Origin of the sequence: Actinoplanes sp. NBC_00393 (assembly GCF_036053395.1) — a bacterium.
Lineage (GTDB): Bacteria > Actinomycetota > Actinomycetes > Mycobacteriales > Micromonosporaceae > Actinoplanes.
Genome location: NZ_CP107942.1, coordinates 10532128 through 10546827 on the forward strand (window position 1 = coordinate 10532128; position 14700 = coordinate 10546827).

13 protein-coding genes are annotated in these 14700 nt (G+C 72.2%); 6 read left to right on the forward strand and 7 right to left on the reverse strand.

Annotated features, from left to right (window positions below; genetic code table 11):
* Positions 1 to 15 precede the first annotated feature (15 nt).
* The 5 genes from pulA (at position 16) to OHA21_RS48890 (ending at position 7851) form a co-directional block, all read left to right on the forward strand.
* A complete protein-coding gene (pulA, locus tag OHA21_RS48870; RefSeq protein ID WP_442875043.1) occupies positions 16 to 3291 on the forward strand; it encodes a pullulanase-type alpha-1,6-glucosidase in 3276 nt (1091 codons plus the stop codon).
* A 74-nt stretch (positions 3292 to 3365) separates the two neighbouring features.
* A complete protein-coding gene (locus OHA21_RS48875) occupies positions 3366 to 3866 on the forward strand; it encodes a hypothetical protein (RefSeq protein WP_328467389.1) in 501 nt (166 codons plus the stop codon).
* Positions 3867 to 3947: 81 nt separating this feature from the next.
* Entirely contained in the window at positions 3948 to 6092 is a 2145-nt protein-coding gene (locus OHA21_RS48880) for an MMPL family transporter (protein ID WP_328467391.1), read from the forward strand.
* A 5-nt stretch (positions 6093 to 6097) separates the two neighbouring features.
* Positions 6098 to 7195, forward strand: coding sequence for a sensor histidine kinase (locus OHA21_RS48885; RefSeq protein WP_328467393.1), 1098 nt, complete (start codon positions 6098 to 6100; stop codon positions 7193 to 7195).
* Positions 7192 to 7851, forward strand: coding sequence for a response regulator transcription factor (locus OHA21_RS48890; protein WP_328467395.1), 660 nt, complete (start codon positions 7192 to 7194; stop codon positions 7849 to 7851). Before OHA21_RS48885 ends, OHA21_RS48890 begins: the two co-directional genes overlap by 4 nt.
* Here OHA21_RS48890 and OHA21_RS48895 read toward each other — a convergent pair.
* Genes OHA21_RS48895 through OHA21_RS48905 form a run of 3 tightly spaced genes read right to left on the reverse strand, consistent with a single transcriptional unit; the run spans position 7848 to position 10408 of the window.
* Entirely contained in the window at positions 7848 to 8330 is a 483-nt protein-coding gene (locus OHA21_RS48895; RefSeq protein ID WP_328467397.1) for a hypothetical protein, read from the reverse strand. The genes OHA21_RS48890 and OHA21_RS48895 overlap by 4 nt on opposite strands.
* A gap of 29 nt (positions 8331 to 8359) precedes the next feature.
* Positions 8360 to 9811 carry an aminopeptidase P family protein gene (locus OHA21_RS48900; RefSeq protein ID WP_328467398.1) on the reverse strand — a complete coding sequence of 484 codons (1452 nt, stop codon included), beginning with the start codon at positions 9809 to 9811 and terminating at the stop codon, positions 8360 to 8362.
* A 33-nt stretch (positions 9812 to 9844) separates the two neighbouring features.
* Entirely contained in the window at positions 9845 to 10408 is a 564-nt protein-coding gene (locus OHA21_RS48905; protein ID WP_328467400.1) for a superoxide dismutase family protein, read from the reverse strand.
* A gap of 358 nt (positions 10409 to 10766) precedes the next feature.
* On the opposite strand from OHA21_RS48905, the gene OHA21_RS48910 reads away from it, so the two are divergent.
* Positions 10767 to 11705, forward strand: a complete 939-nt coding sequence (locus OHA21_RS48910) for a carbohydrate kinase family protein (RefSeq protein ID WP_328467402.1) — start codon at positions 10767 to 10769, stop codon at positions 11703 to 11705.
* A 53-nt stretch (positions 11706 to 11758) separates the two neighbouring features.
* Here the strand turns inward: OHA21_RS48910 and OHA21_RS48915 are convergent, their stop codons facing one another.
* From OHA21_RS48915 to OHA21_RS48930, 4 genes are read right to left on the reverse strand one after another with little or no spacing between them, the layout of a single operon-like run.
* Entirely contained in the window at positions 11759 to 12151 is a 393-nt protein-coding gene (locus OHA21_RS48915) for a thioesterase family protein (protein ID WP_328479017.1), read from the reverse strand.
* Positions 12152 to 12160: 9 nt separating this feature from the next.
* Positions 12161 to 13768 (reverse strand): PH domain-containing protein, encoded by a 1608-nt coding sequence (locus OHA21_RS48920; protein ID WP_328467404.1) that lies wholly within the window; start codon positions 13766 to 13768, stop codon positions 12161 to 12163.
* On the reverse strand, positions 13765 to 14331 hold the full coding sequence (locus OHA21_RS48925; RefSeq protein ID WP_442875044.1) for a PH domain-containing protein: 567 nt from the start codon (positions 14329 to 14331) through the stop codon (positions 13765 to 13767). Before OHA21_RS48925 ends, OHA21_RS48920 begins: the two co-directional genes overlap by 4 nt.
* A gap of 9 nt (positions 14332 to 14340) precedes the next feature.
* On the reverse strand, positions 14341 to 14580 hold the full coding sequence (locus OHA21_RS48930) for a hypothetical protein (protein WP_328467406.1): 240 nt from the start codon (positions 14578 to 14580) through the stop codon (positions 14341 to 14343).
* Positions 14581 to 14700: the final 120 nt, after the last annotated feature.

Sequence of the window (14700 nt, forward strand, 5' to 3'; positions counted from 1 at the left end):
TGCGACGATGGTGCGGTGACGACGATCGAGATCACTGCGACCGCCCCGCCGCACCACCGGCCCCGTCCGCAATGGCTCATCGTGCACTATCACCGCGCCGACGGCGATTACACCGACTGGTCGCTGCACGCCTGGGGCGACGTCGCGGCCGGATCGGAGACGGTCTATCCCGAGGGCACCCCGTTCGCCGGTGAGGACTCCTACGGCCGGTTCGCCTGGGTGCGGCTCGCTCCGGAGGCGCGTGAGGTCGGTTTCCTGGTGGTGCACCGCTACGGCGCCAAGGACGTCGACCTGGACCGCTGGGTCGATCTCGGCCGGACCACCGAGATCTGGCTCAAGGCCAACGACCGGCGGGTCGTGCACGAGCCGCCGGCGCCGGCCCCGGCGCCGGATCCCGGCTTCGCCGTGATCCATTACCGCCGGCCGGACGGTGATTACTCCGGGTGGGGCCTGCACTGCTGGGAGGGTGTCGAGCGCCAGGACAAGACCCGGTGGGGTACGCCTAAGGCACCCGCCCGCTTCGACGAGTACGGCGCGGTTTTCGAGGTGCCGGTGCGCGCCGACGCCATCGGCCTGCGCTACGTCCTGCACCGCGGCGAGGAGAAGGACCTGCCCGACGACCAGCGGCTCGACCTGACCGCCAGCCGCGAGGTGTGGCTGCTCGCGGGCGTCGCCGCCCCGGTCCGCCCCGACCTGGGCACCCTCGGCCCCGAGCTGGACCCGGCCCGGTCCCTGGCGGTCTTCCTCGACCGGGGCACCATCGCGCTGCCCGAGTGGTTCGCCGCCCGGGCGGAGACGTTCACGCTGGCCGCGTCCGCCGAGGGCCGGCTGCGCCGCGACGGCACCGACCTGACCGGTGAGGACGACGAGCTGGCCCTGGTGCCCCGCCCCGGCGGGCTGTTCCAGGCGCAGAGCCGGCGCTTTCCGCACCTGCGGGCCTACCGCGCGTTCGCCGTGCGCGAGCTGGGCGACGCGGTCCTGGGCGAGCTGCTGCGCGGCCAGCTCCTGGTGGCCGGGCGGGACGCCGACGGCCGGGTGGTCGCGCTCACCGGCGTGCAGCCCGCCGGCGTCCTCGACGATCTGTTTGCGGATGCCGCCGACGCCGAGCTCGGCCCGCTGCTGGCCGACGCCGAGCGCGCGCAGCTCGCGGTCTGGGCGCCCACCGCCCGCGACGTGCAGCTGGAGCTGTTCCGGGCGCCCGGCGACGAGCCGCGCCTGGTGCCGATGGAGCGGGACGCGGTGACCGGTGTCTGGTCGGTCGCCGCCAAGCGCAAGTGGCTCGGCCGCTACTACCGGTATCGGGTTCAGGTGTGGCATCCGGCCGCCCAGCGGGTGGTCACCACCAGCGTCACCGATCCGTATTCGGTGTCGCTGGCCACCGACTCCACGCACAGCCAGCTGGTCGACCTCGCCGACCCGGCGCTGCGCCCACCGGGGTGGGACGAGCTGGGCAAACCACCCGCCGTGCCGCCCGCCCGGATGCAGATCGCCGAGGTTTCGGTCCGCGACTTCTCGATTTTCGACGGTTCCGTTCCGGCCGCCGAACGCGGCACCTACCTGGCGTTCACCCACCCCGGCTCGGACGGGATGCGGCACCTGCGCTCGCTCGCCGAGTCCGGGCTGACCCACGTGCACCTGCTGCCGGTCAACGACTTCGCCACCGTCCCGGACCGCCGGGCCGACCAGGCGCAGCCCGCCTGCGACCTGGCGTCGTTCCCGCCCGACTCGCCCGAGCAGCAGAAAGCGGTGATGGCCGTCGCCGACGAGGACGGCTACAACTGGGGTTACGACCCCTGGCACTGGACGACGCCGGAGGGCGGCTACGCCACCGACCCGGCCGGCACCGCCCGGATCCTCGAGATGCGCTCGCTGGTCGCCGCGCTCAACGGCGCCGGCCTGCGAGTGGTCCTCGACGTGGTCTACAACCACACGATGGGCGACGGGCTCGACCGCTTCAGCGTCCTGGACCGGATCGTGCCGGGCTATTACCACCGGCTGCTCGCCGACGGCAGCACCGCCGAGTCGACCTGCTGCCCGAACACGGCGACCGAGCACATGATGATGAGCAAGCTGGTGATCGACTCGCTGGTCACCTGGGCCCGGGAGTACCGGATCGACGGTTTCCGGTTCGACCTGATGGGTCACCACCCGCGGGCCAACATCCTGGAGGCCCGGATCGCGCTGGATCATCTCGGCGGCCACGGGCCGGACATCTGCCTCTACGGCGAGGGGTGGAATTTCGGCGAGGTGGCGTACGACGCCCGGTTCACCCAGGCCACCCAGGTCAACATGGCCGGTACCGGGATCGGCACGTTCAACGACCGGCTGCGGGACGCGGCTCGCGGCGGCGGGTCGTTCGGCGACGATCCGGGTGTGCAGGGATTCGCCACCGGGCTCGGGGCGCGGACCCCGCTGTGGCTGCACGACCAGATCAAGGTGGGATTGGCGGGCGGGCTCGCGGCGTACCGGTTCGTCACCCACACCGGCGCCGAGCGCAGTGGCGGGCAGATCGACTACAACGGCTCCCCGAGCGGGTACGCGCACGCCCCCGGCGAGACGGTGAACTACGTGGACGCCCACGACAACGAGATCCTCTTCGACGCGATGGCGTTCAAACTGCCGGTCGGCACCGCGCCGCTGGACCGGGCCCGGATGCAGGTGCTCGCCCTCGCGCTGGTGGTGCTGAGTCAGGGCGCCGGCTTCGTGGCGCTCGGCAGCGAGCGGCTGCGGTCCAAGTCGCTGGACCGCAACTCGTTCAACTCCGGCGACTGGTTCAACCAGATCCGCTGGGACCCGGCGCTCGGCAACGGTTTCGGGGTCGGCCTGCCGCCGTACGACGACAACGGCGACAAGTGGGAGTACGCACGGCCGCTGCTCGCCGATCCGTCCCTGGTCCCGCCGCCGGACGCGATCACGATGACCGCCGAGCGGTACCGGGAGCTGCTCCGGATCCGCCGGTCCTCGCCGGTCTTCGGCCTGCCCACCGCGGAGGAGGTGCAGCGCCGGGTGACGTTCCCGCTGGGCGGCCCGGACGAGACCCCCGGTGTGATCGTGATGTGCCTGGACGGCACCGGCCTCGACTCGCGGTGGCGGTCCCTCACGGTCGTCTTCAACGCCACCGAGGAGCCGACCACCCAGCGGCTCCCGGCGACCGAGTTGCGGCTGCACCCGGAGCTGACCGAGTCGGCCGACCCGGTGCTGCGGACGGCGAGCGCGGAGATCGAGGGGGACGCGGTGGTGCTGACTGTTCCGGGGCGCTCGGTCGCGGTCTTCGTCAGCGACCTGACCTGATCGGCGCGTGCGGGGCTGCGCTAGATTTCGCCGGGTGGCCGTCGACGGGCGGGGGTCGCGGAGCGGAGGTCGTGGTGCGGATCGAGCGTGCCCTGTGCGCGTTGGTTCTGGTCGGTCTGGCCGGCGGGTGCACGTCGGGCGACAAGGACGAGCCGGCCGTCACGGATCCGGCGCCCACCACTGCCGCGAGCGCGTCGCCGCCGGCGTGGAGCGAGCCGGCCGCCTACTCGTACGCGCTGGCGTTCGGATGCGAGGAGGGCGCGCCCTTCGGCCGTTACCAGGTGACCGTCGCGGACGGCGCGGTGTCGAAGGCCGAGCGGGTCGGTGGCCCGGCAGCTGTGCCGTCGGCCTCCGGTGAGGTGGATCTCGGGCCGGTGACCGGGCAGGAGGGCGAGGAGATCGACGTGCCGACGCTCGGCCAGCTGGTCGAGATGGCGCGGACCGCCACCGAGGACGGCGCCGAGGTGGCGACCACGTTCGACACGGCCGACGGCCACCCGGTCAAGGTCACCATCAACGTGACCGACTCGCCGGACGGCGCCCAGTGCTGGAGCATCTCCGACTACCGGCCGTAAGGCCCGTCCACCGACCGGTGGACAACAGGTTGGATCTGTCGATGCTGTCCGCGGAGACCCGCCGCGACCAGCATTTACGGCATGAGAAACCTTCCTGTGCGGATGGCCGGCTGGAGCGCCCGGCACCCGTGGCAAGCGATCGCCGGCTGGCTGCTGTTCGTCGTTTTGTGCCTCGGCGCCGGGATCGCGGCGGGCGGTAACGCGGCCACCACTGAGGACTTCCGGATCGGCGAGGCCGGCCGGGCCGAGGCGATGGCGGCCGAGGGCGGGCTCGGGCAGAAGCCCCTCGAACGGGTCCTGATCACCGCCGGCGCGGGCGGCTTCGACCGGGCCGAGGCGGAGAGCGCGGCACGCGACGTCGCCGGCCGGATGGGGAAGCTGGCCGAGGTCGAGTCGGTCGGCGAGCCGGTCTGGTCGGCCGACGGCACGGCGGTACGCGTCGACGTGACCCTGCGCGGCCCGGAGCTCGACGGCAAGAAGCACGTCGGCCCGCTGCGTGAGCAGACCGCCCAGGCGCAGGCCGCCCACCCCGGCCTGCGGATCGAGGAGACCGGCAGCCCGTCGATCAGCAAGGGCATCGGCGAACTGCGCAGCGACGACCTGGCCCGGACCGAGATGATCGCGGTGCCGGTCACCCTGCTCACGTTGTTCGTCGTGTTCGGATCGCTCGCGCTGGCCGTCGTGCCGCTGGTGATCGCCCTGTCCTCGATCGCCGCGGCGATCGGCCTGTCCATGCTGGCCTCGCACGTGTTCCCGGACGCCGGGGTCGGCACCAACGTGATCCTGCTGATCGGGATGGCGGTCGGCGTCGACTACACGCTCTTCTACCTCAAGCGGGAACGCGAGGAACGGGCCCGTGCCGGCGGCCGGCTCAGCTCGGAGGCGATCGTGCACATCGCCGCGGCCACGTCGGGACGGACCGTGCTGCTCTCCGGCATCGCCGTGATCGTCTCCAGCGCCACGATGTTCCTGGCCGACGACGTGATCTTCTCCTCGACCGCGACCGGCGCCATCACCGTCACCCTGGTCGCGGTGCTCAGCTCGATGACCGTCCTGCCCGCGCTGCTGGCCAAGCTCGGCGCCCGGAGCACCCGGCGGGAGAAGGGTGCCGGCCGGATCACCAGCGCCCTGCTGCGTCTCACCGGCCGCCGGCCCGCCGCCGTCCTGAGCGTCGCGGTCCTGGCCATGCTGGCCCTGACCGCCCCGCTGCTCGGCCTCAACCTCACCGACATGGGCCGGGAGACCCACCCCCGCGAGGTTCCCGCGATGCAGACGTACGACCGGCTGAACCAGGCGTTCCCCGAGCTCAAGGCCATGCACCAGGTGGTCGTCCGGGCCGGGGGCGACCGGGCCGGCCAGGTCGGCGCAGCGCTGCGGAAGCTGGCTCAGCGTGCCGGGGCCGACGACCGGCTGGCCGGCACGGCCGAGTTGCGGACCTCCGCGGACGGCCGGATCAGCGTGCTGGAACTGGCCGTGCCGCACTACGTGAGCACCGACGAGGCGAAATCGTCGCTGCAGACCCTGCGCCGCGACTACGTGCCGGCGACCGTCGGCGTGCTGTCCGGCGTCGAGGTGGCGGTCACCGGTGACGTCGCCCGATATGCCGACTACCCGGAGCATCAGAAGCAGCGGCTTCCTCTGATCATCGTGGCGCTGCTGCTCGTGACGTTCGGGATCACCTTGTGGGCGTTCCGGTCGGTGACTCTCGCGGTGGCGGGAGTGTTCCTGAACCTGCTGTCGGTGGGCGCCTCGCTCGGCGTACTGGTGCTGGTCTTCCAGAACACCTGGGCGCAGAACCTGCTCGACTTCGTCTCCACCGGCTCGATCGGCTCGCGGGTGCCGTTGTTCCTGCTGGTGATCCTGTTCGGTCTGTCCACCGACTACCAGATGTTCGTGATCAGCCGGATCCGGGAGGCGGTGCAGCGCGGTGTGCCGACCCGTCAGGCGGTCCTCGACGGCATCGGCAGCTCCGCGCGGGTGGTGACCGGCGCCGCGTTCGTGATGGTGACCGTCTTCGCCAGCTTCGTCGGGCTGCACATCATCGAGATGAAGCAGATGGGCTTCGTCCTGGCCGTGGCGGTCGTTTTGGACGCGGTGGTCATCCGCATCATGATCCTGCCGGCGCTCATGCTGCTGCTCGGCGAGCGCAGCTGGTGGCCGGTCCGCCCCGGGCCCCGGGACCGGCCGGACGCGAACACCGACCGTCCCCTCCTGGAAGTACGCTGACCGCGATGGATCGTCAGAGGCTGCTTCACCAGGGGTACGCGGCCACGTGGGTCGTCTTCGGCCTGTGCCCGCCACTGGTCGCGACCTCGGACGAGCCCACCGCGACACGACTGGGATCGCTGGTGATCGCGGCTGTGCTCGCGGGCGGCTATGCGGCGGCCCGCACCGCCCCGGCGCTGTTCGTCGGTCTGCTGATCGCCGGGCTGGGCGGGAGCGCCTATCTGCTCGGCGGCGGCGCGGCGTTCTTCGTCGTGTCGCTGCCCCAGTTCTGGCTGTTCACCCGCGGGCCGCGCCAGGCGGTCACGTTCAGCGGGCTCGCCGCGCTGGCCACCCTGGCCGGCGGCGGCCTGGCCGCCGGGATGCGCACCGGCAACTTCCTGGCCACGGTCATCGGCTACGTCGCGGGCACTCTGCTGGGGCTGCTGTTCCAGCGGCTGGTCCGCGAGCACGCCGTGGACACCGCCCGGCTGCGCTCCGAGCTGGACCTGGCGCTGCAGCGCCAGGGCGCGGCCGAGGAGCGGGAACGCATGGCCCGGGAGATCCACGACACCCTCGCTCAGGGCTTCGCGTCGATCGTGGTCCTGGCCGAGGCGGCGCGGGCCGGGATGGCGACCGCGCCGGACCGGACGGCACGCCAGCTCCGGTCGATCGAGCAGACGGCCCGGGAGAACCTCGCCGAGGCGCGGATTCTGGTCGGTTCCGCGCCGCACGCCACCGGCACGATCACGCAGGCGCTGCGCCGGGTCCTCGACCGGTTCGCCGAGGACACCGGCGTGGCCGTCGAGGCGGACCTCGCCGACCTCACCGGCGACCAGCAAACCCGGATCGCGCTGCTGCGGTGCCTGCAGGAGTCGCTGGCGAACGTACGCAAACACGCCGCCGCCTCCACCGTCGGAGTGGTCCTGGCCGACCACGGGGACACGGTCGAACTGGAGATCACCGACGACGGCCGGGGCTTCGCCGTCGGGGATTCGCCGGGCTTCGGCCTGGACGGCATGCGCCGGCGGATGGCCGAGCTCGGCGGCGAACTCTCCGTCACCAGCTCGATCGGCGACGGCACCCGGATTCTGGCGACCTTGCCGGCGAGCGGAGCGGTGACATGAGCGGGGAACGGGTCCGGATCATCCTGGCCGACGATCACACCGTGATGCGGGCGGGAGTCGTCGCCCTGCTGACCCCCGAGTCCGGGATCGACATCATCGGCGAGGCCGGCAACGGGCGGCAGGCCGTCGAACTGGTCGACCGGCTCGCTCCGGACGTCGCCCTGCTCGACCTGCGCATGCCGGTGCTGGACGGGGTGGAGGCCACCGCTGAGATCGTGGCCGCTGGTGGGCGTACCCGGGTGCTGATCCTCACCACGTACGACACCGACGCCGACATCGAGCGGGCCGTGGAGGCCGGCGCCGTCGGGTACCTGCTCAAGGACGCCACCGGCGAACAGCTCGTGGCCGCGGTGCACGCCGCCGCCCGGGGCGAGACGGTCCTCGCGCCGAGGGTGGCGCAGCGGCTCGTCGCCCGCATGCGGGAGCCGGCGCCGGTGTCACTGACCGTCCGCGAAATCGAGGTGCTCAACGCTGTGGCGGACGGGCTCTCCAACCCCGACATCGGCCGGAAGCTGGTCATCGCCGAGGCGACCGTGAAGACGCACCTGCTGCGCATCTTCGCGAAACTCGACGTCAGTGACCGTACGCATGCGGTGGTGGTGGCCCTGGACCGCGGCCTCATCACCCGGCCGGGCAAGCGTGCCGGGCAGGCCTAGTCCGGCACGTGGCCGAGCAGATCCAGCAGCATCACGATGAAGAAGCTGGCACCGGCGCCGAACGCCGCGGTCAGGGCGTAGCCGATCGCCAGGTCGGCGCCGGTGGGGGTGATCCGGGTGTCCGGATCCCAGTCCACCCGCACCTCCCCGTCGACGACCTGGAAATCGCCGAGCCGGAACCCGTCGCGGGACAGCCGGCTGGTCTCCGGGTCCTTGGGCCGCAGCAGATAGGCCGCGCCGTCGTGGACCACCCGCACCTTGTACGACCCGCGCGTGTACCGCCCCGGACCGGGCCGCAGGACGGCCGGCACGCCGTCGATCGTCATCCTCAGGTGCTTGCGATCGCGGGTGCCGATCGGCACGTGCTTGCGGGCCGCCGGGTCGCCGATCCTCTCGATCGTGACGAACCCGCCGGCCCGCACCGCCACCCGGCCCTCGGTCACCCGGACATCGATCGGCGTCTCCTGCACGTCGTCCATGCCGGACAGTGTGCCGGAGGTGATCAAACTCAGCCGGGCAGGCGCGGGCCGGCCTCACGCTGCGACGCCAGCCACTGCTCCACCTCGCCGGAGGACCGCGGCAGGCCGGCCGACAGGTTGCGGCAGCCGTCCGCGGTCACCAGCACGTCGTCCTCGATCCGGACGCCGACGCCGCGCAGCTCCTCGGGGACCAGGTCGTCCTCGGCCTGGAAGTACAGACCCGGCTCGACGGTCAGCACGTAGCCCTCCTGCAGCCGGCCGTCCCGGTAGGTCTCGTTACGAGCGTTCGCGCAGTCGTGCACGTCGATGCCGAGCATGTGGCCGAACCCGTGCAGCGTCCAGCGCCGGTAGACGGTGCTCTTCTCGCTCATCGCCTCGTCCACGCTGACCGGGAGCAGGCCCAGGTCGTGCAGGCCCTCGGCGAGCACCCGCATGCAGGTCCGGTGGACGTCGCGGAACGCCACGCCGGGCCGGATGGCGTCCATCCCGGCCTGCTGCGACGCGTACACGATGTCGTAGACCTGGCGCTGCAACGGGGTGAAGGTCCCGGAGACCGGCACGGTACGCGTGACGTCCGCGGTGTACAGGTTGTGGCCCTCCACACCCATGTCCATCAGCAGCAGCTCACCCGGCGTGGTGACCCCGGTGTTGCGGACCCAGTGCAGGATCGTCGCGTGCGGGCCGGAGCCGACGATCGAGCTGTAGCCGACGTCGTTGCCGTCGTGCCGGGCGCGCAGCCCGAACACCCCCTCCAGCAGGCGCTCCTTGACGCTGCGGTCGGCCGGCAGCACCCTCGCCACGTCCTCGAAGCCGAACACCGTGGCGTCGATCGCAGCCTGCAGCTGGGCAATCTCCCACTCGTCCTTCACCAGCTTGAGCTCGGAGATCACCCGGGCCAGCTCGCGGTCGCGGGGGCGGCTGCGGTCCGGCTCGTAGGCCAGCACCGCCCGGTCCACGTTCGCGTCCAGGCCGCGCAGCACCCGGGTCCGGCCCGGCGCCGAATGGGCCAGGGCCGGGCCCAGCTCACCCAGCGGCGCCGTGTCCAGGCCCAGCTCCGTCGACTTCTCGGAGAGCGTGTGGGTCCGGCCGATCCAGAGCTCACCGTTGCGGTCCCGGAAGAACCGGTCGGTGTCCTTCGAATTGCGCTGCCGGGTGTAGAGCACCGCGTCATGACCGGAGCCGCTCGGCCGCAGCACCAGCACGCTGTCCGGGTCGCGGTCGCCGGTCAGGTAGAAGAAGTCGCTGCCGGGGCGGAACGGGTAGTCGGTGTCGTTCGCCCGCACCTTCTCGTTGCCGCTCGGGATGATCAGCGTCTCGCCGGGGAAGGCCTCGGAGAGCGCCGCGCGGCGCTTCGCGTAGTTCGGCACCTCGGGCAGCGGTGCGACCGTCAACGGGTCCTCCCGCCAGCCGCTGCGCATGAACTGCAGAAACGCCTCCGGGAAGTCGGGGTCGTGGGACTCCGTCTTGGGCTGGTCGGACATGTGGGGTGCCTCCGTTCTCCGCTGCCTGCGACGTTACAACCTCCCGCCGCCGTTCCCGTATGCGGAGACGGCGGTGCGGGTCAGGCACGCCAGCCGGGCGCCGGCCATGCCGGCCTCGCCGGGGGCGGTGTGCGTACGCTCCGCGTGCAGCACCAGCGACCAGGGCTGGCGGTCCACGTCGAAGTGCCACGACTGCTTGCTGGCGGCGCGGGCGTTCCCGTCGGCGTCAGCGGTGAAGTCCAGCCAGATCTCGTTGCGCGGGTTGGCGTACTCCGGGTCGACAGAAGGCTGCACCGGGTCGATCCGGTGCTGGAAGTGCGGGCCGGCGTCGGCGGGCTTGTCGGTGCAGGGGTTGACGTGCAGGTGCGCGCCGTACGCCCGTCCCGGCACCAGACCGGTGACCTTGAGCCGGACGCTGACGCCGGTCTTCTCGTCGGTGACCGTGACCTTGGCGGTGGCGCCTTCCGGGACCGCGGTGGTGTCGTAGGTGACGGCGGGCGTGGCCTCGTTCCAGGCGCGGAAGGTGCCCTCGGTGACGTCGGCGGGCACGTAGCTCGGCAGGATCAGCGGGACTGCGAAGAGCAGCAAGCTATTCATCCTAAAATTCTGACAAATCCCCTTAAAGCGGGTGGCTTTTCGCCGGAGCTGACCAGGCGGACGTCGGCGAGAAGATGCCGCATGCCCGATTCACACTCGATCCGAGCGCAGGGGGCCTGGCCGTGCGGGAGTGCCGGCACCCGGCGCCACATACGCTGCGGGTGTGCGCACACCCGCAGCGTATGTGGCCACTCCAGTGAGCTATCGGACCGCCGTGAGCAAGCGAGATGGCGCACCGGGCGGGCGGGGCCCGGAGCGGGTGGCTGTGCGTGGCCGGCGTCGATCCCGGATGGAAGGCTGTGCCCGAGCGCGGCGGGTGGGACGCTGAGCCGGGACGAGACAGCGGAGGGACGCGGACATGGGTTACGCGATGGTGTTGGGCGAGGCGCTGATCGACCTGCTCGAGGCCGACCTCGACGGCGAGCAGATCTACCGGCAGGCGATCGGTGGCGCGCCGCTCAACGTCGCCGTCGGGGTCTCCCGGCTCGGGGGTGACGCCCGATACGTGGGCACCCTCAGCGACGACGTGCTCGGCGACCGGATCGCGGCGTTCCTGCGCGAGGCGGGAGTGGGCCGGGACAGTGTGCGGCGGGTGCCGGTCTCGACCACGCTCGCGGTCACCACCTTCGAGGGCGCCGAGCCGACTTTCACGTTCTACGGTGAGCCGCCCTCGTACGCTCTGCTCGCCCCCACCGACCTGGACGTTTCCGCTGTGGCCGGCGCCGCCGTGCTCTACACCGGCTCGATCTGCCTGCTCCGGGAGCCTTTCCGGGCGGCGGCCCGCGCGGCCTGGTCCACGCCCGGCCCGCTGCGGGTCTTCGATCCCAACGTCCGGCCGACCCTGCTCCCGGACGCCGCCGCGGTGGCCGCCCTCCGCGATCTGGTCGAGGAGTTCTTCGCCTCCGCCGACCTGGTGAAACTCAGCGCCGCCGACGCCGTGGTGCTCTACGGCGAGGACGACCCGGCAGCCGCCGCGGCCCGTATCCGTGCCCTGGGCGCCGGCGCGGTCGTCGTCACCTGCGGCTCGGCCGGCGCGCATGTCACGGCCGCCGACGGCTCCGCGATGATGCCCGCCCCGTCGGTCGCCGCGATCGACGCCACCGGCGCCGGCGACTCGGTGATGGGCGCCCTGATCCACCGCCTGCTCACCGACGGCCTGCCCGGCGATCTCGACGGCTGGCAGCGCAACGTCCGCTTCGCCCTGGCGGTGGCCGGCCTGGTCTGCGAACGCAAGGGCGGCGCCACCGCCATGCCCACCCCGGCCGAACTCACCGCCCGCTGGGGCGCCCTGCGGTGACCGGCGCCGGCGACCGAGGCGCGTCGGAGCAACGGCGGCAATGGCGTCGCGGGTCAGTCCCCCAGGGCGCGGGCGATGAACTTCTGCCGGTCCAGCAGCACGCGTTCCACCCGGACCTCGGCGACCAGCGCATCCCCGTCGTGGACGGTGACGTCGAAGTAGAGCTTTCGCCCCTCCACCTTGTTCAGCGTGGCCTGTGCGGTGACCCGGCGGCCGACCGGTGTGGGCGCCCGGTGTTCGATCTCCGCGCGGCTGCCGACCGTGGTGACGCCGCCGGGCATCTGGCGGGCGGTCGCGGCCACGGTCGCGGCCTCGGCCAGGGCGAGCAGCCGGGGCGTGCCCAGGACCGGCACGTCGCCGGACCCGAGGGACTGGGCGGTGTCGGCGTCGGTGACGGTCAACTCGACCCGGGCGTTGAGACCGGGCGCGAACTCCGGAAGCTCCATCATCAAAGCTTAAGACTGTGAAGGCCGCTGCCAGTACGTCTCATCGTCCGGCGCGCCCGGCCCCGGCGGCGGGTATCCGCCCCCGGCCGGCACTGATCCAGGCGGCACCGATCCGGGCGGCACGGCCGGGAACGCGGACTGCGCGGGCGAGCCAGGCCCAGCCGCCTGCGCGGGCGAGCCGAACCCCACGGGCTGCGCGGAGAAGCCAGGGCCGGCAGAGAAGCCAGGGCCGGCGGAGAGCCCGCGTGCCTGGCGCGCCCGCAGCGCCAACTGCTCAGCAAGAGCCCAAGCCTCCGCCAGATCACGATCCCGGGCGATCCCGGCGCGCCCGCCGGCCGTGTCGGCGTAGACGGTGGCCAGGCGAAGCTGGCGCTGCAGTGGCCCTTGAACGACCCGGACGCTCTGCAGCCGCGCATAAGGCACCAGGCTCATCTCCCGCGTGACCCGCCCGGACCGGCTGACGAACACGTCCGGAGTGAGGCCGGCGCCGTAGAAGCGCAGCGCGAACGGATGCAGCCAGCGCGCCCGGGCCGGCGGCGGCGAGGTCGCCAGGGCGGTCAGGTCGACGCCGGGGAACACCGCCGCGACCAGCGCCCGGGCCGTCCCGATGTCACCGACCGGCATGAGGCGGTCGGAGGCCTTGTCGTCGCCCGGCTCCGGGCCGGAGTAACCGGCGATGTCCAGGCGCAGGTTGAGCCAGCGCTTGGCGCGCCACAGCAGCGGCCAGGTCACCCGTACCGTCTGCACGCGGTGCAGAGGAACCACCTGGCTGCGCGTCTCCACCAGGCCGTAGTGCAGCACCAGCCGCTGCTCCGGGTCGCGGGCGGCCCGGAAGTCCCAGTCGCGCAGCACCCGGCGGATCGGCTGGAGCAGCACACCGGCCATCGCGGTCACCGTGCTCGCGATGCCGATGAACGTCCAGGAGCCCTCGAACACGAACTGCGCGGACACCCAGGCGATGCCGATCGGCAGGAAGAGCGCCTGCGGCGTCAGCAGCTGGCTGACCAGCAGATCCTGGTTACGGACGCGGTAGAGCGGGGCTTCCATGGGTGGCGCGGCGGCGTTTGCCGCCGGGTCCGCGGTGGTCGTTCCGGGTGCCGGAGCAGTGGTACGCCCGGACAGCGCCAACAGCCGCTCCCGGAGTGCCGCGGCGTCGCGGACCGTGAGGTACGCCAGCGGCGCCTCGGTCTTGCCGCCGCCGACCACCTCGAGCCGGAGCTCGGCCAGCCCGGTCAGCTGGGCGAGCAGCGGCCGCCGCAGCTCGACGGCCTGCAGCCGGTCCAGCGGGATCGCTCGGTTGCGCCGCCAGATCAGGCCCTCGGTGATCCGCAGTTCGCGGCCCACCACGTGATAGCCGGTGCTCCACCAGCCGATCACCGAGAAGATCACCACGCCGATCGCGAGGACCGCCACCACCATGGCGAAGTGCGCGGCGCCGAGCTGGTTAAACGTCTGCCAGGACAGCGCGGCGACGATCACCACGATGCTCTTGGCCCCGTTCAGCAGGGGGCTGAGCGGGTGCAGCCGCTGCCGTCCCTCCGGCTCGGCGGGCGGAACCGGAGCCGGGTACGACGGGCCGGCGTAGGGCGGGGTGGGCGGGAGGCCGGGGCTGGTCACAGGCCCTCGGCCCGGTCCTCGCCGAGGGCGGTCAGCCGGTCGCGCAGGCGGGACGCCTCCTCCGGCGGCAGGCCGGGGATCCGGGCGTCGCTGGCCGCGGCGGCGGTGTGCAGTTGCACCGTGGCCAGCCCGAACGCACGTTCCAGCGGGCCGGCGGTGACGTCGACGTACTGCATCCGCGCGTACGGAACGATGGACAGGTGACGGACCAGCAGCCCGTGGCGGACGAGCAGGTCGTTGTCGCGTTCCGCGTACCCCCAGGCTTTGACCGCCCGGGCCTCGATCACCGCACGCCAGATGCCCATCAGGACCACCGCGAGGATCGCGAACGGCCACCAGGACTGCCCGCCCAGCGCCCAGCCGACGCTGAGCCCGGCGACCAGGAAGGCGATCCACGCGCTGAGCCCGATCAACTCGACGATGATCAGCTTCGGCGAGACGGGGCGCCACTCGACCGTGTCCGGCCAGGGTTCGAGGGCATCGATGACGTTGTTTCGGTCCGGAGTGCCGCCTCGCGGCGCGGAGGCCGAAACTGCGTCACTGGTGCGGGACGGCTCGCTCACACCTGAAGCCTAGGAGATGACCGCATCTCCTGCCTCGCTGAAGGGTCTGACCTCACGCAGGAATCTGCGCGCGTCCAGGAACGAGCCGAGGGACTCCCGATGATCCACGCAGGCCAGCCAGGTCTTGCGGTACTCCGGGGTGTGCAGTTTCGGATTGTTCCACCGCAGTTGCCACGCGGCGTCCGCCCGGCAGCCCTTGGCCGAGCACTGGGGTTTGAGCACTGCGGGCTGAAAGAGATCCTCGACCATGACCAGAGCCTAGGGAGGTTGAGCGCCGGGCGGCCACGGGGGAAGCCGCCCGGCGACGAGCCAAATGCTACACGCTCCAGCCGGTTGCGTATCCACCCGGTGACCATGCCCGATCCGGCG